The following is an 18,214-nucleotide window of genomic DNA, read 5'->3' on the forward strand; positions in this document are numbered from 1 at the left end:
CCCAAGTCGTCGATGCCGTTCATGCCGTCGTCTGAACGATTCCGTTCGAACGATGCCACGCGCCGGGACTTCCAAGAATTTGATGGCGCCGTGGCGCATCGCCGGCCTCCCTGGCCCTCACGTCGGGAGATCGGAGGCGCCACGCCGCTCGAAAGCGTGTTCATGGTCACCATCTCTTCCCATTCCTTCATCGTGGCGGCTTCCGCTCGTGCTGGCGCTGCGTCGGCGCCCACCCGCCTGACGCTGCTGGCGCAGGCGTTCGGCCTGGCGATGGCATTCGGCGCGACGGCCGCTTCGGCCCAGCAAGCTACTGCGGCGCCAGGAGCCGCCGATGCCGCGGACGCCGCCGCGGAGGCCGGGAGCACTTCCGGCGGCACAGCCAGGACCCGCAAGCAGCAGCTGGAAGCCGTCGTCATCACCGGCAATCCGCTGAACCTGCGCGACGTGGTCGCGCCGGTGCAAACGCTCTCCGGCGACGCGCTGACGCTCAAGCGCGGCGCCAGCCTGGGCGACACGCTGGAAGGGCTGTCGGGCGTGGGCTCGACCTACTTCGGCCCGAACAGCAACCGGCCGACGCTGCGCGGCCTGGACGGCGACCGGGTGCGCATGCTGAGCAACTCCGGCGCGTCGGTCGATGCGTCCAGCCTGAGCTTCGACCACGCGCTGCCGGTCGATCCGCTGGTGCTGACCCGCATCGAGGTGCTGCGCGGCGCCGCGGCGCTGCAGTACGGCGGCAATGCGATCGGTGGGGTCGTCAATGCGATGGACAACCGCATTCCCCGCCTGGCCCAGCCGGGCCTGGGCGGCACGGCGGAAGCGCGCCTGGGCGGCGCGGCCAACGAGCGCGGCGGCGCGGTGGTGCTCGATGGCGGCACATCGGCGTTCGCATGGCACGTCGACGCGGCGGACCGCCGCGCGGACGATCAGCGCGTCCCGCGCTTCACCAGCGAGGACGGCGTCTCGACCCACGTCCGCAACTCCGACAGCCATGGCCGCAGCGGCGCGGTGGGTGGGTCGCTGCTGTTCTCGCAGGGGTATGCCGGCGTGTCGGTCGAGGACTACCACAACGAGTACGGCGTGACCGTCGAGCCCGACGTCCGCATCCAGATGCAGCGTCAGCGATTGGCCACCGCGGGCGAGTGGCGCGATCCGCTGCCGGGCCTGGCGCGTGTGCAATGGCAGTTCGCCAGCAGCCGCTACAAGCACCAGGAAGTGGAGGGCAGCGGCGCCGTCGGTACCGTATTCCAGTCCGACGGCAAGGACGGCCGCGTCGAAGCCCAGCATGTGGCGATCCAGACGCCGTGGGGACCGCTGCAGGGCGTGCTGGGCTGGCAGTGGGAGCAGAGCGACTTCTCCGCGCTGGGCGAGGAAGCGCTGGTGCCCAGCACGACGACACGGTCCAACGCGGTCTTCCTGATCGAGCAGTTCAAGTCCGGACCGTGGAGCCTGCAGGCCGGCGCGCGCGGTGAGAAGGTCAAGGTCGGATCGACCGGTGGCGACGAGGAGCGTTTCGGCCTGCCGACCACACGTCGCTTCAGCCCGCGCAGCCTGTCGCTGACCGGCGGTGTGGAGCTGGGTCGCGGCTTCAGCCTGTCGAGCAGCCTCAGCAGCAGCGAACGGGCGCCGACCTTCTATGAGCTGTTCGCCAACGGCGTGCATGTGGCCTCGGGCGCCTACGAGGTGGGCGACGTCAACCTGCGCATGGAGCGCGCCAAGGCCGTCGACCTGGGCTTGCAGTGGAAGCAGGGCGAGTCCAGGTGGAGCGTGCAGGTCTACCAGACGCGCTTCTCCAACTACCTGGCGCTGGACGCGAGCGGGCGCCAGATCGCGCAGCCCACGGAGGACGGCGGCGTGGAGAGCGTCCCCGAATACGTCTATCGCGGCGTGCGCGCCCGCATGCACGGCGTGGAGCTGGAAGGCCATCAGCCGCTGCCGGCGCTGGCGGGCTGGGACCTGACGCTGGGCACCACGCTGGACCTCGTGCGCGGCACCAACCTCGACACCCACGAGCCGCTGCCGCGCCTGGCGCCGGCGCGCGCCAGCGTGTCGCTGCAGGCGCAGCGCGGACCGTGGCTGATCCAGGCATCGCTGCGCGGCGCGGCGCGGCAGGACAAGGTGCCGGCGCTCGACACGCCCACCGCCGGCTACGGCATCCTGCGCGTGAACATCGCGCGCCACTTCGACCTGGGCGGGATGGACGCGATGTGGTACGTCAAGCTCGACAACCTGGCCAACAAGCTGGCCTACAGCGCGAGCAGCGTGCAGACCATCCGCGAGTTGACGCCGATGCCGGGCCGCAGCCTGTTCGCCGGGCTGCAGGTCAAGTTCTGAGGCTCAGGGCGCGAGGCGCTCGCGCACCCAGGTCCCCTGGTCGAGGCGATAGACCAGGCGATCATGGAGCCGGGACTTGCGCCCCTGCCAGAACTCCCAGCGCTCGGGCACCAGCCGGTAGCCGCCCCAGTGCGGCGGCCGGCCCGGATTGAGCCCGTGCTGGGCGGCGGCCTTGGCCGCATTCGCGACCAGCACCGCGCGCGAGGTGATCACCTGGCTCTGCGGCGAGGCCCAGGCGCCCAGGCGCGAGTCCAGCGGGCGGGACGCGTAGTACGCATCCGATCGGGCCGCGTCGACCTGCTCGACACGGCCTTCGATGCGCACGACGCGCTCCATCTCGACCCAGTGGAATTGCAGCGCCGCGAACGGGTGCACCGCGAGTTCCCGTCCCTTGCGGCTGTCGTAGTTGGTGTACCAGACCAGCCCTTGCTCCTCGATGTCCTTGATCAGGACGATGCGGGTCGAGGGCCGGCCGTCCGCCCCCACGGTGGCCAGGGTCATGGCGTTGGGCTCGGGGACCTTGGCGTCCAGGGCCTCCTGCAGCCATTGGCGGAACTGGCGCAGCGGCTCGGCGGCGGCCAGGTGTTCGTCGAGCTCGTCGCGCTCGTAGCTCTTGCGCAGGTCAGCGAGTTTGTCCATCGCCGGAGTATCGGGCGATTTATGCAGACCTTCCCTTAAGTAAAGCTCCCACTCGTGAAACCTCGGGTGGGAGCGCGCCGGCACGGCAGGCATGCTTCCTCTCACAGCCGTGCCGTTAGAGCCGGCGCAGGGGGATCGGGACCAAACCAGAAGGAAGTTCGCATGAATCAGCGACGACCCGTTGTCGTCGTGCTCGCGGCAGGGCGCGGACAGCGCTTTCGCGGCGAGGGCCACAAGCTGGAACAGGTCTTGGGTGAGGACACCGTGTTGGCGCACACGCTGCGTCAGGCGTTGGGCTCGGGCCTGTCGATGCTGGTGGTGACCTCGTCCGCGTTGGCACCGATGGTCCGACGCCATGTGGCCTCGCGCGACATGCTGGTGCTGCCCGACCAGGACCGCCTCGGGCGCCCCGCGCCGCTGGGCATGGGTCACTCGATCGCGGCGGGGGTCGCGGCGACCGGCGATGCGCCGGGGTGGCTGATCCTTCCCGCCGACATGCCGATGCTGCGCTCCAGCACCTTGCAGGCGGTGGCGCAGGCGCTGGAGAACGATCCCATCGCGTATGCCCAGTACCGCGGACGACGCGGCCATCCGGTGGCCTTCAGCGCGGAGCTGTTCTCGGAGCTCGCCGCGCTGCAGGGCGACGAGGGCGCGCGGCGACTGCTGGCGCGTTATCCGGCGCAGGCGGTGGAGGTGGATGACCCCGGCGTGTTGATCGACGTGGATACCGTCGAGGATCTGCAGCGGCTGCGCGCCGATCCGTCGCAGCCGCGGCCCAGCGATCTCGGGATCCGGACGAACTGACGCCCCCGACGCCCGCCAGGGAAGGGCGAATGACGGAGCAGCGCGAGCCCTCGCGGGGACTGCTCGCCGGCGGCGCAAGGGTGGCGTGGACCTCGTCAGAGGCCGTTGAGACGGGCCAGCTCGAGCTGACGTTCCAGTGCCTGGTCGTGAATGCCGTGCTCGCGCAGGCAGGTCACGGCGCGTTGCAGGTAATCCAGCGTGGTGCCGTAGCGCCCGCGCGCGTGGCGCAGGATGTGCAGCAGACGGTCGTCGTTCAGGTCGCCGACCCAGCCCGGGCTGCGCCGCGAGATCGTGAACGCCAGGGCCTTGCGGGTGATGCCGCTGTCCGCGCAGTGGCAGTCCAGCCAGCGCGGCACGTAGGTGCCGACCACCATCTCCCTCAACCACAGCCGCTGCAACTGAGCGGCGCTGTGCTCGGGGTCGACGCGATACAGGAGGCCGCGGCAACTGCCGCCGGACAGCAGCGTCATCACCAGCCCCGGCTGCTCCACGCTTCCCCGGTTCACCAGCGAGCGCAGCCGCAGCGCGCGGTGATAGCCCTGGACCTTCGCGACCACCGTCTGTGTCGGGGTGAAGCCGGGGTTCCACATCAGGGAGCCGTAGGCGAACAGCATCAAGCCGTGCTCGCGGTCCCATTCGCGCTCCACGATGTCGAGCATCTGGCGGCTGTGGGCGGGGAGGTCCTCCAGGCGGGCATCGGCCAGTGGGTCCGGGTTGGCTTGTGGGATCGTCGGGTTCAACATGGGGGAAATGCTGCCACATGACGGCCGCCCCTGCCTGCAACCATCGGTGCGTTGGCGGGGGTGGGAGCGTTTCATGCCGCGTTGTTTTTGGCGCCTCGCGGGGCGCTCTTGTAACCCGCTTGTACCTGGGTTTGCCGTTCGAAGAGAGACGGGCCGGGTGGTGGCGTGTAATATGGTTACCAATCAAACCCTGGCTGAGTTACATCAGCAGTCGGCATGAACAAGACGCTTCTCGACGTCACGGCGCGCATCCGTGCGCGTAGCGCCGCTCCGCGCGAGCGCTATCTGGACCTGATCGAGCGACTGGCGGGTCGCCAGCGCGGCGTGCAGCGCCTGGGCTGCGCCAATGTGGCCCACGCGGTGGCGGCGATGCCCGCCAACGACAAGCTCCGCATCGTCGCGGAGAAGGCGCCCCACCTGGGCATCGTCACGGCCTACAACGACATGCTGTCGGCCCACCAGCCCTACGAGGACTATCCCGCCATCATCCGCGACGAGGTCCATCGCCTGGGCGCCACCGCGCAGGTCGCGGGCGGCGTGCCGGCGATGTGCGACGGCGTCACCCAAGGCACGCCGGGCATGGAACTGAGCCTGTTCTCGCGCGACACGATCGCGATGGGCACGGCAGTCGCGTTGTCGCACGACGTGTTCGACGCGGCGCTGCTGCTGGGCATCTGCGACAAGATCGTGCCCGGCCTGCTGATCGGCGCGTTGCACTTCGGGCATCTGCCCTGCGTGTTCGTGCCGGCGGGTCCGATGAGCTCCGGTCTGTCCAACAACGACAAGGCCAAGGTGCGCGAGCTCTACGCGCAAGGCAAGGTCGGCCGCGACGAGCTGCTGCAGGCGGAATCGCAGGCTTATCACGGCGCCGGCACCTGCACCTTCTACGGCACCGCCAACAGCAATCAGATGCTGCTGGAGGCGATGGGCCTGCACGTGCCGGGCGCCGCCTTCGTCCACCCCCACGACGGCCTGCGCGAGGCACTGACCCGCCACGCCGTCCGGCAAGTGCTGGAGATCATTCCGCAGCGCCGCTACACCCCGATTGGCCGCATGGTCGACGAGCGCTGCATCGTCAACGCCATGGCCGCGCTGCTGGCCACCGGCGGGTCGACGAATCACCTGATCCACTGGGTCGCGGTGGCGCGGTCGGCGGGCATCCTGATCGACTGGAGCGATTTCTCCGACCTGTCCGCGGTGGTGCCGCTGCTGTCCCGCGTCTACCCGAACGGCAGTGCGGATGTGAACCAATTCCAGGCCGCGGGCGGCCCGGGCTTCGTGATCCGCGAGCTGCTGGGCGCCGGCCTGATGCACGGCGACGTGCTGACCTCCGTCGCGGACCAGGGCCTGAGCGCGTTCGCGCGGCTGCCGCATCGCGCCGAAGACGGCTCGGTGACCTGGACCGACATCGCCGCCAAGAGCAACGACGAGGCCGTCGTGCGCACCGCCGCCGCGCCGTTCTCGCCGACCGGCGGGCTCAAGCTGCTGGCGGGCAACCTGGGCCGCGCGGTGATCAAGGTCTCCGCGGTGCCGGAAGACCGTCACTCCATCGAAGCCCCGGCCCGCATCTTCGAGAGCCAGGAAGCGATGCAGGCGGCGTTCAAGGCCGGCGAGCTGGAGCGCGACGTGGTCGTCGTGGTCCGCTTCCAGGGCCCGCAGGCCAACGGCATGCCGGAGCTGCACAAGCTCACGCCGCCGCTGGCGGTCCTGCAGGGCAAGGGCTTCAAGGTGGCGCTGGTGACGGACGGCCGCATGAGCGGCGCGTCCGGCAAGGTGCCCGCGGCAATCCACGTCAGCCCCGAGGCGTTGGCCGGCGGCCCGCTGGCCCGGCTGCGCGACGGCGACCTGGTGCGCGTCTGCGCCAACAGCGGCGAACTGACCGCGCTGGTGCCGGCCGCCGAATGGGATGCCCGCCCGCTGGCGCGCATCACCGACGACGCGATCGAGGAGAACGGCGCCGGCCTGGGCCGCGAGCTCTTCGCCGGCATGCGCCGCAACGTGGCCTCGGCGGAGGAGGGGGCGATCACCTGGCTGTGAGCCGGTGACGCGCAGGCCCGACCGCCCCGACAGATTCGACTACAAGGACCCCGCATGAGTTCCAATCTGGACACCCTGAGCCTGGCCGAGCACGGCCCGGTGATCCCCGTCATCGTCATCGATCGCCTCGAGCACGCCGTGCCCCTGGCCCGCGCGCTGGTCGCCGGCGGCGTGAAGGTGCTGGAAGTGACGCTGCGCACGCCGGTCGCCCTGGAGGCGATCGCCGCCATCGCACGTGAAGTGCCCGATGCCATCGTCGGTGCCGGCACGCTGCGCACCGCGGCCGATGCCGCCGCTGCGAAACACGCCGGCAGCCGCTTCGCGGTCAGCCCCGGCTTCACGCCCGAACTGGCTCGCGCCTGCGAAGCGCAAGGCCTGCCGCTGCTGCCGGGCGTCTCGACGGCCAGCGAGGTCATGATGGCCTCGGACGCCGGCTACCGTTTCCTCAAGCTGTTCCCGGCCACGGCGGTCGGCGGCACCAGCTTGCTGAAGGCACTGGCCGGTCCGTTCCCCGACGTCGTCTTCTGCCCCACCGGCGGCATCACGCCGCAGACGGCGCCGGACTTCCTGGCGTTGTCCAACGTCAAGGTCTGCGGCGGCTCGTGGCTCACCCCCGCGGATGCCGTGAAGGCGGGCGACTGGGCGCGCATCACGCAACTGGCCAGGGAGGCCGGCGCGCTGCGCTGATCCCTGGCCCGCCCGAATGCAGAACGCCGGCTGCGATGCCGGCGTTTTTCTTGGCGCCGACGAGGCCTGACCAGAAGCCCGAACGGCGCCGATTGCTCGGCGCCGTTCGGGCGGAAGAATGTCGACAGGGGGACCCGGGCAGTTGTTCGAGTTGGCACCCGGGTCCGCCGGTTCAACGTGGGCGACCGTTGCTGCCGACCAGGTCGGCGGTCACCCCCCACTGGGGTCGAACCGATTGCTGCCGCCGATTCAGCGCTGGTTGTAGCGCGCCTTGGCGGAGTTCACGCAAACATCCTTGGCATCGCCGGCCAGGGTGTTGCACTTCTCCGAGGCCAGCTTGTAGTCCGCCTTGACGCGCGTTTCCTCGGCGTCATCCACGGCCGCGGCGACCTTCTTGTTCATCTTCAGCTCGGCCTTGGCCTTCTCGTAGGTGGTCTTGGCCTCGCGCTGGCAGATGTCCTTGGCCTCGCCGGAGCGGTCGTCGCAACGTTCCTTGGCGACGTCGTAGCGGGCTTCATAGCGCGTTTCGATCAGCTTGGCCTCGTCCTTGGCGTTGCCGCTGTAGTTGTATTCCAGCTGCGCCAGCGCGACCTTCTCGCGGCCCTTCGCCTCTTCGACGCAGATGTCCTTGGCATTGCCGGACAGCTTGTCGCACGAATCCTTGTCGACCTTGTAGGTCTTCTTGATGTCGTCCTTGGCGCCGTCATAGACGGACTTGGAGAAGTTGGCGGCCTGTGCCATGCCCGCGCACAGGCTGAAGGCGGCGGCGATGAGGGCGACGGTGGTGGGCTTGTTCATGGCAGTCCTTTTTTTGCTTTGAATCGGTGGATCCGGAGGGGTCAGGGGGTCGTCACTTGCGCAACAGGCTCATCACGAAGGTCGCGACGGCCATGATCACGAAGACGAAGAAGAGGATCTTGGCGATGCTGGCTGCGCCAGCGGCGATGCCACCGAAGCCGAACAACGCGGCGATCAGGGCGATGACGAAAAACACGACGGCGTAGTGCAGCATCTCGGTCTCCTGCGCGGCACCGTGCCGCGATGAATGGACTTTAGGGATGGCGCCGTTCGCGAAGGGCAGTCCCGCACCGCGACCCGTCGTCGGCGCCGGAAACGATCGCGTGTAGGAGGTCTCCTACCATTCGTCACGAAAAGGAAAAACCGCCCGTCGGCGGGGGGCCGGACGGGCGGTCGGGAGAGCCGGGCCAGGCCCGGTTGGCGTGGTGTCCGGAGACACCGTCGGCCGAGGGTCACCAGCCGTAATAAGACTTCTGGTTGAAGCAGGTGGCGCTCTGCACCGCCTCCGGAGACGACGTGGATATCTTGTCGTTCCAGATGTTGGTCGCGACGCTCACCCGGGTGGCGCCCGGATTGATCGACCTCTCGTTGAAGTAGGTCGTGTACGCGTTGTAGTAGCTGATGCGCTGCGGCGGGCCCTGATGCCAGGAGGCCGCGCCGTTGCACTCCAGGCCGCCGTTGACGATGTTGATGATGGTGCCGATGCGGAACGCCATCACGCCTTCGTCGGTCGTGTCCCCGGTCGCGACCGGGCCGGTGGGTTGACCGTTCACGGTGAAGCCGGTGCGCAGTTGCGGCAGGCCGCGATCGGTGCTGTTCCGGGAGATGTTGATGGCATCGCCGTACAGCACGTCATGCGACGACGGCTTCTGCCCCTGCGGCGTCATCCAGAACCAGATGCCCGACAGGATGGACAGCGCGCCGTTGGTGGCCACCAGGTCCGGGCGCTTGAGCAGCGTGTCGGGTGCGGTGATCACGTCGCGCATCAAGCCGCTGTCGTAGAGCCAGCGCGAGAAGGCGCCGTAGTTGTAGTTCCAGGACAGCTGGATCACGCCACGTCCGTGGTACGAGCGTCCCGGCACCGGCGGGAAGTCGACCGAGCCGGTATCGACGTATCCGATGTTGGGACTGGTGCCGTCGGTGTTGCTCGTGTAGCCCACTTCCTCGACCCAGTACAGCGCGCCCTTCCAGACTTGCGTCACCCGTCCGTCGCGGTCGATGTAGTCGCGGATCCACGGCGCCGGCGCACCCTGCCAGGAGCCGGAGGTCTCGCGGGAGGACTTGGCCCAGAACACCAGGAACTCTTGCGACTGCTGCTTCAGCGTGCCCTCGTTGAGGAACTGCTTGCAGTTGTTGGCCTTGGCCCAGCCGTTGTACTCCAGCACCGCGCGGCGGAAGGCGGGCAGGGTGAAGGTGTCCGTCGAACCGTCGGGTCGGGCGATCGGCTCCATGTTACGCGTGCCGCCTTGCGTGTCGTACTTGCCGGAACGCAGCGGGAAGAGCCAATCCCAGTCTCCGGCGCTGACTTGACGCAGGAAGGCGTAGCCCTCGGCGGGCAAGGTCGAGCCGGAATCGACCGTAGGCGCGACCACCGGGCTCGGAGGCGGGACCGTGGGCATCACCGGCGGCACCACCGGCGTGCCGCCAGGAACGACCGGCTTGACCGGATCCTGCGGCGGCAGGTGATCGATGCGGCCAGCCGCATCGGACGACGGCGTGATCGGCGCCGTGGTGCCGTCGGGGCAGGCCGCCAGCCGTTCCCACGGGGTCTCCCACTCGTGGGCGACGGCGGTGGCGGGGTTGAAGCCTTGCGTCCAGTACTTCGCCTTGAAGCAGGAAATGCTCGCCGGCGCGCCGACCGCCACGATCATGCCGCCGGTGTAGGCGGTGGAGGCGTACCACGGCGGGGTGAGCTCGATCGACACGGTGCCCGCGCCGTCGACGATCTGTGCGGCGCCGACCCTCTTCCAGGGGCCCTCGTTGCTCGTGAAGCTGGGGGCGTCCCCGCGGGTCCACCAGGCGTTGACGAAGACGGCCTGCTTGACGACGCCATCGACGGTCGCGCGATAGGTCACTCGTTGACCAGCGGACGCGTAGGTGGTGTCGGCGCTCCAGACCTTCGCGGCGGCGACGGACGTATCGGCGGCCAGGGCCGGAAGCGGCGCCAGGGTGGTGGCGCCGAGGGCGACGGCGGCGGCCAGCGCGACGCGGCGCAGCAGGGGCTTAGCGCGAACCATGAATCGCCTCCCCGGCAGCGTTGTAGTGGTCCACGGCCTCGCCGTAGGAGTTCGGGCCGCTCGCCGCATAGGCGGACGAGGGAATGACCGGGATCTCGGGCGCGGTGCGCGCGGCTTGCTGCTCGGGCCGGGGAGTGGCGGAGGCGCTGTTGTCTTCGGTGCCACCGCCGCAGGCGGAGAGGGTCAGCGTGACCAGAATGGCCAGCGCGCCAAGAAAGGGACGATGCGACGTCATGTCGGCTTCTTTCGATGCGGGTTGAACGGAGGCAGCATCTTCGGAAGCCGTTGGAACGATGAACACTACCGAAACGGCCATCGAATGCTCCGTGACCAGCCACCATCGACCATTGGCTTGTGGATTTGGGTTGATTCAGTGAGCTTGTTGAAGAGGGTGGGGGACTGCTGCATGGTGTCGAGACGTTGGCGCATGAGGGGCTCCAAGTGCCGGACCGACGGAAGTCGACCGGGATTGATGGAGATCGACGGTGGGCCGACACCCACGGCGGGCGGACCGCGTCGCCTGTCTTGACGTGTCGTTGACGGGCCGGCGGCGACGTCGTCTGGCTTTTCTCAGCGTCCATGCTGACCAGACGCTGCAGCCTCGGTGTTCGTGGCATCGCCATCCGCCCAAGGGCGAGAACTGGGTCGAGGCGCGCCGGCGCGCCTCGCTACACTGGCCGCCGCCCGCCCAAGAAGGCCTCGAAGAGCCGCCCCCTCGTGACCACTCCTTCCTCCCTCGGCGCCGACGGCGCCACGCCCCGATCCAGCGTCTTCCGCCATCCCGGCTTCACAGCCTTCCTGGTGGCGCGGCTGGCCGCGGTGCTGGCCGGGCAGGTCCAGGCAGTGGTCGTGGCCTGGCAGGTCTATGACCTGACGCGCCAGCCGCTGGCGCTGGCGTATGTCGGGTTGGCGCAGTTCATCCCCATGCTGTTGCTGCTGTTGCCGGCCGGGGACCTGATCGATCGCTTCAGCCGCAAGCCCATCCTGGCGATCAGCTGGGCGGTGAGCGCGTTCTGCGGTCTGGCCCTGTGGTGGCTGTCCGGCCACGGCAGCGCCGGGGTGACCGGCATCTATGCGGTGTTGGTGCTGTTCGGCTGCGCGCGGGCGTTCTCGGGACCGGCGCTGCAGAGCTTGCTGCCGCAGATCGTGCCGCGCGAACAGCTCGCGCAGGCGATCGCCGCGAACAGCATGCTGCTGCGCATCGCCAGCATTGGCGGCCCGTTCCTGGGCGGCCTGCTGTACGGCTTCGGCGGTGCGTCGCTGACCTTCCTGGTGTGCCTGGCCTGCTTCACGCTGGGCACGGCGCTGCTCGTGGCGCGCGTGCCGGTGCGTTTCGCGGCGCCGCAGGGGCCCGTGCAGGGCAACATCTGGCAGCGTTTCGGCGCCGGCATCCACTTCATTCGCTCGCGGCCCATCATCCTGGGCACGATCTCGCTGGACCTGTTCGCGGTGCTGCTGGGCGGCGTGGTCGCGCTGCTGCCGATCTACGCGCACGAAGTGCTGCATGCCGGGCCCGAGGGCCTGGGCGCGCTGCGCAGCGCGATGGCGCTGGGCGAGGTGACGGCGGGTTTTTATCTGAGCATGCGGCCGTTCAACCGGCATGTCGGCCGCACGATGTTCATCGCGGTCGCGGTGTTCGGGCTGGCCAACCTGACCTTCTCGCTGTCGACGACCTTCTGGCTGTCCTTCGCGGCGCTGGCCGTGGCCGGCGCGGCGGACATGGTCAGCGTCTACATCCGCGGCGCGCTGGTGCAGTTCTCGACGCCCGACGACATGCGCGGGCGCGTCAACGCGGTGAACATGCTGTTCATCGGATCGTCGAACGAGCTGGGCGAGTTCCGGGCCGGCAGCGCCGCGGCGGCGCTGGGCGTGGTGCCCGCGGCGGTGACCGGCGCGGTCTGCACGCTGGGCGTGGTCGGCGCGTGGGCGGCGCTCTTCAAGCCGCTGCGCACAGTGGATCGTTTCGAGGAAGCGACCCCGGCCATCACGCGCTGATCGCGGCGATCCCGCGCCGACGGCGCCACGATCTCGGCGGCGGCGTCGAGCCGGCCAGGGTCGAGCCCGGGATCAGGCGCGGGTCAGCACGGTGAATCCACCGAAGATCATCCGCTGCCCGTCGAAGGGCATGTCCTTCATGTCCTTGATGATCGGGTCTTCCATGAAGGCCTGCATGCCGGTGTCGCGCACGGCCTTGGACGGCCATTCGACCCACGAGAACACCACCGATTCATTCTCCGCGCGCTTCACCGCCATGGTGAACGAGGTCACCTTGCCCTCGGGCACGTCGTCGCCCCAGCACTCGACCACCGACAGCGCGCCATGGCGCTTGAACAGGGCGGCGGCCTCCGTGGCCATCTTGCGATAGGCCTCCTTGTTGTCGTTCGGCACGGCCAGCACGAATCCATCGACATAGCTCATCTCGGTCTCCTGATTGGTTTGCATCGTTCGGCGACGTCACCCGACGTCGCACATGGGCTCGACGATCCAACGGCCGCCGTTTCGACACGGCACCGCGATCCGACCCGAAAAAAGCCGCGCCTACCCGAAGGTGAAGCGTGGCAAAGGGAGGATGCAGTCAAACAGTCAGAGAGTCACAGTCACGAAATCAACCTCGAGTTCACGGAAAAGGAAGCGGAGTGGAAGAGCGACACCGCGGTGATTCAATGGCTTCAGTCTACGGAGCGTCTCGCGAGGCCGGAGTCGGACGACTGTCGAAATCCCTGTAGGACATCAGGCGGTCGCCGCGATCCTCGACGGCGCAAGGAAAAAGCCGCGGCTGCGGAGGCGGCGCGCGGCTTGAAAGCTCGCAAGGGCAGGGAGGAAACAAGCGACTGAAGAACGGGACGGAGACGACTCGCGACGATAGGGGCACAGGCCTGGCGCTCGGGAAATCCCGGGGCGCCCCTCGATGCGCTCAATGGCTGTTGCGGCCTCGCACGGCCGGCGGCAGGTAATCCTTTCCGACCATCGCCCGAGCGAACAGGTAGTTGTTGCGAGCCCGCATGGGCAGGCTGTCCAGGTCCACGTGGCCTTGCTGGTCGCAGGGGAAGCACATGGCACGGCCGGCGTCGAAGAGAGACTCGAATCGGACTTCGAATTGAGGCGCGGCGGCTTCGGTCACGGTGAGGAGGCTCATGATGTTTCTCCTGGTGAGGTCCTTTGCAGCAACTATCGGCGCCGGCCCGGGGACTTCCCATAGGCGCACCTCGGTGCCCGATGTCGGTGGGCGGAACCGTCGGATGTCCGGCTTCGTCCTACAGCTTGTGGGTTCAACGGAAGCGCGATCGGCGGCGTTGACCCGGTCGGCGGCAGGGTGGGCCGCTTCACACTGCTTTGCAGCGCGTCGCGCGGGCCGGTCGACGGCGGCGCGTGGGCCTCGGCGCGCCGCAGTGCGGTGTCCGGCATGCAACCTGCCAGCATCCACACCAGGGCACCGCGCGCCCATTCCGCGCGCCATGGCGAGCCCCCTGTGGGAGACCTCCTACATCGGCTCGCGGTGCCCGCCGCTTCGCCTCGGCGACGGCGGCGGACAACATGCGCTCATTGCAACCCGATCCCGCCCCGGATCATTTCAGCCAACCCAGCGCCCCAGCGCGCCACGGAGTCACCAGGCTCGCGATGGCGATGCGTGCGGGCCTCACCGAGCGAGGTCACCATGGATGACATGTTCTTGCTGATGACGCTGGCCACCTGCACCGCCACCGCGGTCGCGGTACGCATGTGGACCTGGCTGGATGAGCTGGTGCGGGAAGACAACCAGGAGGAACTGTCATGAGCGCCCGTCCACCCCTTCCCCCCGAGCATCCGGCCGATGCGTCCATCGTCGACGCCGCCACCGAGATGCAGCCGGTGTCGGAGAACCCGCTGAGCCAGTCCGCCCTCATCTGCGGCGAGGTGACCTACCGCTCCGGTGACGGACCGCTGATCGTCATCCGACCGGGACCCGTCCGCGTGGAGATCAACGCGAACGACGTGACCCTCGGCTGGGACGACGGCCAGGCGCGCCTGAGCGCGGTGATGCCGCGCAGCGAATACGCGCGTTTCATCGGGGAGGGCGCGATCAAGCCCGTGGTGCCGCATCGCGCCGACGATGCAGCGCCTGACGGCGACAAGGCGTCGCCGAACTGACGGTCGAGGCGCGGGCTCCGGCGACGCGTCTTCGTGCCGCCGATGCACGAAAGGAAGCCGCCCCAAAGGGCGGCTTCTTCATGGGCGCGTCGATGAAGCGCCCACCGATCACGCATCGATCACATCCATGCGACGCCGTAGTAGTCGTAGACCTTGCGGCCGTATTCGTCGCTGTACTCGGGGCGGTCGGACTGCGCGTAACGCGGCGCCTTCTCGAGCTGGTCCTCGCGCAGCGGCACGACGTAGCCATCCAGGCTGGTGTCGTACTTCAGCATGTTCCAGGGGATCGGATACCGGTCGGTGCCGATGCCCATGAAGCCGCCGAACTCCAGCGCCGCATAACGGACGAGGCCGGAGCGTTTGTCGATCACCAGGTTGTCAATACTGCCCAGCTTGTCGCCGTTGCCGTTGTAGACCTTGGTGCCTTCGACGCGGTCGGAAGAAATGGTGGTGCTCGCCATGAGAATCTCCTGGTGGGGTTGGGGATGACCTGACGAGGCAAGGCGTGTGCCTCCGCGCCGGGAATTTCCCTTGCCTCGGCATAAGACCGGATCGTCACTGACCTCCCTTCACTCGCCGCGTCGCGGCCTCGCGCATGCCCAAACTGCCCACCCACGTCCAGGAAGCCATCGAGATCGTCCGCGAGGCCGCGCAGAGCTGGAGCGACGACAACGCGCCCAGCATGGGCGCGGCGCTGTCGTACTACACGCTGTTCTCGATCGCGCCCTTGCTGCTGATCGTGATCGCCGTGGCCGGCATCGTGTTCGGTGAGCAGGCCGCGCGCGGCGAGGTGATGGACCAGTTGTCCGGTCTCATCGGCCTGGAGGGCGCCACGGCGGTGGAGGAGCTGCTCAAGCGCGTCAACCGGCCGGAGGAGGGCGGCTGGGCCGCGGTGATCGGCACGGTGGTGCTGCTGGTGGGCGCGACCTCGGTGTTCGCGGAGCTGCAGAACTCGCTCAACCGGATCTGGAAGGCGCCGCCCAAGACCGGACCGGTGTGGGACGGCCTGCTGACGCTGGTGCGGCGCCGCCTGCTGTCGCTGGGATTGATCCTGGGCCTGGGCTTCCTGTCGATGGTGTCGATGGTCGCCAGCGCCGCGCTGACCGCGCTGGCGCGCTGGTGGACACCGTGGCTGGGCGACTTCCTGCTGGCGGCCCAACTGTTGAACGGGACGCTCGCGTATGCGCTGATCACGGTGCTTTTCGCCGTCATCTACAAGTGGGTCCCGGACGTGCCGGTCCGCTGGCGCGACGTGTGGGTCGGCGCGCTGATCACCGCGGCGCTGTTCAGCCTGGGCAAGACGCTGATCGGGCTCTACATCGGGCACAGCGGCGTCAGCTCGGCGTACGGCGCCGCGGCCTCGCTGGTCGTCATGATGCTGTGGGTCTACTACTCGACGCAGGTCTTCCTGATGGGCGCCGAGCTGAGTTATGCCTTTGCCAGGCGGCACAGCCTGCGCGAGCAACTGGCCGAGACCCCGACGGCGCTCCAGGCCGCCTCGGCGACGGGCACCCGGCCGATGCGCTGACCGACTGTCGGGCGACGGGCCGCGCCCCCTTTTGATGCGAGCGGCCGATCACCCCGCAGCCCGCGCCGTTACTTGCTGCGCGAGCGGCATGCCGATTGCCAGGGAGGGGGATGATCCACCTCTCCACCGACCAGCGCGCGCGCTCGCCGGCCCCTGCGGCCGACGACGCCGGGCTTGCCGTGGTCCAGGGGCAAGACCTGGCCCCGGATGCACTGACGCTGGCGCTGGAGCGGCATCGGCGCTGGTGCAACGTGCGGCGCGTGCTGTTGGTGCGCCTGGACGGCGCGGCCGGGGTGCTGGCGTCCACCGCCGCCTTCGCCGCGGTGCGCGAGACCATGCCCTGGGCGCAGTTGACCTTGCTCGCGGCGCCGGACGCGCTGGCCTTGCGGCCGCACCTGGACGTCGTCGACGAGCTGATGAGTTTCAACGCGCCATGGACCGCCGACGGCGCCGCCGCGCTGGACGCCGAGCCGGCGACGATGCGGGGCGACGCCGAGATGCACCTCGTGCGCAAGCTGCGGCGCAGTCATTTCGACGCCGCCATCCTGTTCGCGTCCTCGGCGCAGAGCGCGCTGCCGGGCGCGCTGCTGTGCCGCATGGCGGGCATCCCGCTGACGCTGGCCCATGTGCGGGAACCCGCCCATGGCCTGCTCACCGATGCGGCGCCGGACGAAGGGGTGGTGCACGACGATCCGCGCCGGCAACTGGCGCTTGTCGCCCACGTGGGGCTGCGCACGGCGGATGAAGGGCCGCGCTTCCGCCTGCTTCCCAAGGACGGCCAGCAGGTGCGCGAGGCCCTGCGGCAGGCCGGCCTGGGCGATGGCCAGCGCTATCTGATGGCGTGCCTGGGCGGTGGCGGCGCGCGGTGCTGCGCTCCGGAGGCGTTCAGCGCCGCCGCCGACGTTCTGCTCGACACCTGGGGCGACGACACAGTCGCCGTCTTCTGCGCCAGGCCTGGCGACGAAGCGATGTTGCCGGCTGCGCTGGCCGCGATGCGCGCGCGCGCCCTCGTGCTGCCGCAAGGGCTGTCCTGCGGTGAACTCGCGACGCTCGCGGCGGGCGCCCGCGTGCTGATCGCGGTGGACGACCTGCCGCTGACCCTGGCCGCGGCCGCTGGCGTGCCGGCGGTATTGCCAGGCCAGGCGCTGCGGCGCGAGCGCGTTCATTCCTGACTGGCCGCGCCCGCCGATGGCCGTCCCGTGGTCGCATCCCGAGCGATGAACCACGCCTTCTCGCATCCGGACCTACCGCCGTGGCGCAGCCCGCGGTGGGTGGCGCCGTAGATCCTTGAGGAAGGACAGGTCATGCCAACAATGCGAGAGATTCCCGCACATCACGTCCCGCATGGCTACGGTCGAGGGGCAGAGACCGACAGCGACGACTGTATCGAGAGTGAGAACGACCTTCTTGACCAACGGTTGGGCGCGATCCCGCTGAGCGAGGTCGGTCCGCTCGCATCGAGATCCGGATCGCAGCGGGACGAGCGACCCGGTGCCTGGGCCCGACATGCCGCCCAGCAGTCGGCGTGGTCGCGCGGCGCGGCGCTCAGGCATCACGCGGAGCAGGGCCGCGGCCAGCATCGCGTCGTGCCGTCCGCCCCGCACGATCGGGCCGATGCGGCCCTGCGCGCGTATCCGCCGCAGCCTTCCAATGCGGCGCATGCGGCGTATTCATCGCGTCCTTCGCGTCCTTCGCGTCCGGCGCCGCAGCTGATGCAACATCCGCTGCAGCAGCCCTATCCGCTGCAGCAGCAGTACCCCATGTACCCGATGTACCCGATGCTGTCGCCTCACGGGGGCTACGCTCCATCGCAGGTCTTCGGACCGTGGTCGCCACAGGCACCGATGCCGGGCATGGCGTCGCCGGGCTTCGTGTCGATGAACTGCTTCAACGGGCTGGGCTATGGCGCCGCATCCTTCGCTGGGCAAACGGCCTGGCCGGCGTTTCCACCGTGCCAACCCTGGGCGATGCCCTGTGGGAGTTGGACGAACGATCTGTCGGGCGTCGCCGGCCTCACGACGGGCAGCTTTCTGGGCGGCCTGGCAGGCGGGGCGTTGGCGGGCATCGCTGGCGGCGTGATGTCGGGGCTCGGTGCCTTCGCGCAGGGCGCGATGGCTGGCTGGAACTCATGGGCCAGCCCGTGCGGCATGCCGCCATACGGCCTCGGCTGCTACAGCCCGCAGATCTGGCGGTGAAGGCTGTCGACCCCTCGCCGACGCATCGAGTCGAGGGTCCCTGCGGAAGACCCTGATCCGCACCGCGTCCGTGGGCCATTTCTCCAG

General features: G+C 69.1%; 18 protein-coding genes. 9 read left to right on the forward strand and 9 right to left on the reverse strand.

Annotation, left to right across the window (positions count from 1 at the left end; genetic code table 11):
• Positions 1 to 162: 162 nt before the first annotated feature.
• Positions 163 to 2,331 (forward strand): TonB-dependent receptor, encoded by a 2,169-nt coding sequence (locus CDN99_RS07475; RefSeq protein ID WP_238139411.1) that lies wholly within the window; start codon positions 163 to 165, stop codon positions 2,329 to 2,331.
• A 3-nt stretch (positions 2,332 to 2,334) separates the two neighbouring features.
• Here the strand turns inward: CDN99_RS07475 and pdxH are convergent, their stop codons facing one another.
• Positions 2,335 to 2,970, reverse strand: coding sequence for a pyridoxamine 5'-phosphate oxidase (gene pdxH / locus CDN99_RS07480; RefSeq protein WP_088384143.1), 636 nt, complete (start codon positions 2,968 to 2,970; stop codon positions 2,335 to 2,337).
• Between the two features lie 162 nt (positions 2,971 to 3,132).
• Here pdxH and CDN99_RS07485 point away from each other — a divergent pair, with 162 nt between their 5' ends.
• On the forward strand, positions 3,133 to 3,774 hold the full coding sequence (locus tag CDN99_RS07485) for a nucleotidyltransferase family protein (RefSeq protein ID WP_088384145.1): 642 nt from the start codon (positions 3,133 to 3,135) through the stop codon (positions 3,772 to 3,774).
• Positions 3,775 to 3,869: 95 nt separating this feature from the next.
• On the opposite strand, the gene CDN99_RS07490 is transcribed toward CDN99_RS07485, so the two are convergent.
• On the reverse strand, positions 3,870 to 4,517 hold the full coding sequence (locus CDN99_RS07490; protein WP_158218776.1) for a gamma-glutamylcyclotransferase: 648 nt from the start codon (positions 4,515 to 4,517) through the stop codon (positions 3,870 to 3,872).
• A gap of 216 nt (positions 4,518 to 4,733) precedes the next feature.
• Between CDN99_RS07490 and edd the strand changes: the two genes are divergently transcribed.
• The gene (edd, locus tag CDN99_RS07495) at positions 4,734 to 6,554 is read left to right on the forward strand and encodes a phosphogluconate dehydratase (protein WP_088384149.1); all 1,821 of its coding nucleotides are present in this window, start codon (positions 4,734 to 4,736) and stop codon (positions 6,552 to 6,554) included.
• A 54-nt stretch (positions 6,555 to 6,608) separates the two neighbouring features.
• On the forward strand, positions 6,609 to 7,241 hold the full coding sequence (locus CDN99_RS07500) for a bifunctional 4-hydroxy-2-oxoglutarate aldolase/2-dehydro-3-deoxy-phosphogluconate aldolase (RefSeq protein WP_193531697.1): 633 nt from the start codon (positions 6,609 to 6,611) through the stop codon (positions 7,239 to 7,241).
• 249 nt (positions 7,242 to 7,490) lie between these two features.
• On the opposite strand, the gene CDN99_RS07505 is transcribed toward CDN99_RS07500, so the two are convergent.
• The 4 genes from CDN99_RS07505 to CDN99_RS28160 all read right to left on the reverse strand — a co-directional run bounded on the left by CDN99_RS07505 (position 7,491) and on the right by CDN99_RS28160 (position 10,592).
• A complete protein-coding gene (locus tag CDN99_RS07505) occupies positions 7,491 to 8,039 on the reverse strand; it encodes a hypothetical protein (RefSeq protein WP_088384151.1) in 549 nt (182 codons plus the stop codon).
• 52 nt (positions 8,040 to 8,091) lie between these two features.
• Complete coding sequence (locus CDN99_RS07510) at positions 8,092 to 8,253, reverse strand: DUF1328 domain-containing protein (protein WP_083525687.1); 162 nt, start codon at positions 8,251 to 8,253, stop codon at positions 8,092 to 8,094.
• A 238-nt stretch (positions 8,254 to 8,491) separates the two neighbouring features.
• A complete protein-coding gene (locus CDN99_RS07515; protein WP_141100689.1) occupies positions 8,492 to 10,276 on the reverse strand; it encodes a glycoside hydrolase family 19 protein in 1,785 nt (594 codons plus the stop codon).
• Complete coding sequence (locus tag CDN99_RS28160; RefSeq protein WP_141100690.1) at positions 10,263 to 10,592, reverse strand: hypothetical protein; 330 nt, start codon at positions 10,590 to 10,592, stop codon at positions 10,263 to 10,265. The genes CDN99_RS07515 and CDN99_RS28160 overlap by 14 nt, the downstream gene beginning before the upstream one ends.
• A gap of 401 nt (positions 10,593 to 10,993) precedes the next feature.
• Here CDN99_RS28160 and CDN99_RS07520 point away from each other — a divergent pair, with 401 nt between their 5' ends.
• Positions 10,994 to 12,271 carry an MFS transporter gene (locus CDN99_RS07520; protein WP_088384155.1) on the forward strand — a complete coding sequence of 426 codons (1,278 nt, stop codon included), beginning with the start codon at positions 10,994 to 10,996 and terminating at the stop codon, positions 12,269 to 12,271.
• A 72-nt stretch (positions 12,272 to 12,343) separates the two neighbouring features.
• Here the strand turns inward: CDN99_RS07520 and CDN99_RS07525 are convergent, their stop codons facing one another.
• Positions 12,344 to 12,694, reverse strand: coding sequence for a DUF1428 domain-containing protein (locus CDN99_RS07525; RefSeq protein WP_088384446.1), 351 nt, complete (start codon positions 12,692 to 12,694; stop codon positions 12,344 to 12,346).
• Between the two features lie 496 nt (positions 12,695 to 13,190).
• Entirely contained in the window at positions 13,191 to 13,412 is a 222-nt protein-coding gene (locus CDN99_RS07530) for a hypothetical protein (RefSeq protein WP_088384157.1), read from the reverse strand.
• Positions 13,413 to 14,047: 635 nt separating this feature from the next.
• Between CDN99_RS07530 and CDN99_RS07535 the strand changes: the two genes are divergently transcribed.
• Positions 14,048 to 14,404, forward strand: coding sequence for a hypothetical protein (locus CDN99_RS07535; RefSeq protein ID WP_088384159.1), 357 nt, complete (start codon positions 14,048 to 14,050; stop codon positions 14,402 to 14,404).
• A 119-nt stretch (positions 14,405 to 14,523) separates the two neighbouring features.
• On the opposite strand, the gene CDN99_RS07540 is transcribed toward CDN99_RS07535, so the two are convergent.
• On the reverse strand, positions 14,524 to 14,865 hold the full coding sequence (locus tag CDN99_RS07540; RefSeq protein ID WP_169727034.1) for a PRC-barrel domain-containing protein: 342 nt from the start codon (positions 14,863 to 14,865) through the stop codon (positions 14,524 to 14,526).
• Positions 14,866 to 14,999: 134 nt separating this feature from the next.
• On the opposite strand from CDN99_RS07540, the gene CDN99_RS07545 reads away from it, so the two are divergent.
• From CDN99_RS07545 to CDN99_RS29170, 3 genes are all read left to right on the forward strand, one after another.
• Positions 15,000 to 15,932, forward strand: a complete 933-nt coding sequence (locus CDN99_RS07545) for a YihY/virulence factor BrkB family protein (protein ID WP_193531698.1) — start codon at positions 15,000 to 15,002, stop codon at positions 15,930 to 15,932.
• A 110-nt stretch (positions 15,933 to 16,042) separates the two neighbouring features.
• Complete coding sequence (locus CDN99_RS07550) at positions 16,043 to 17,104, forward strand: glycosyltransferase family 9 protein (RefSeq protein ID WP_088384163.1); 1,062 nt, start codon at positions 16,043 to 16,045, stop codon at positions 17,102 to 17,104.
• A 540-nt stretch (positions 17,105 to 17,644) separates the two neighbouring features.
• Positions 17,645 to 18,127: a hypothetical protein gene (locus tag CDN99_RS29170; RefSeq protein WP_141100691.1), complete on the forward strand. Its 483-nt coding sequence runs from the start codon at positions 17,645 to 17,647 to the stop codon at positions 18,125 to 18,127.
• The last annotated feature ends 87 nt before the right edge of the window (positions 18,128 to 18,214 follow it).

It is taken from the genome of Roseateles aquatilis, from assembly GCF_002205645.1.
Classification (GTDB): domain Bacteria; phylum Pseudomonadota; class Gammaproteobacteria; order Burkholderiales; family Burkholderiaceae_C; genus Roseateles; species Roseateles aquatilis.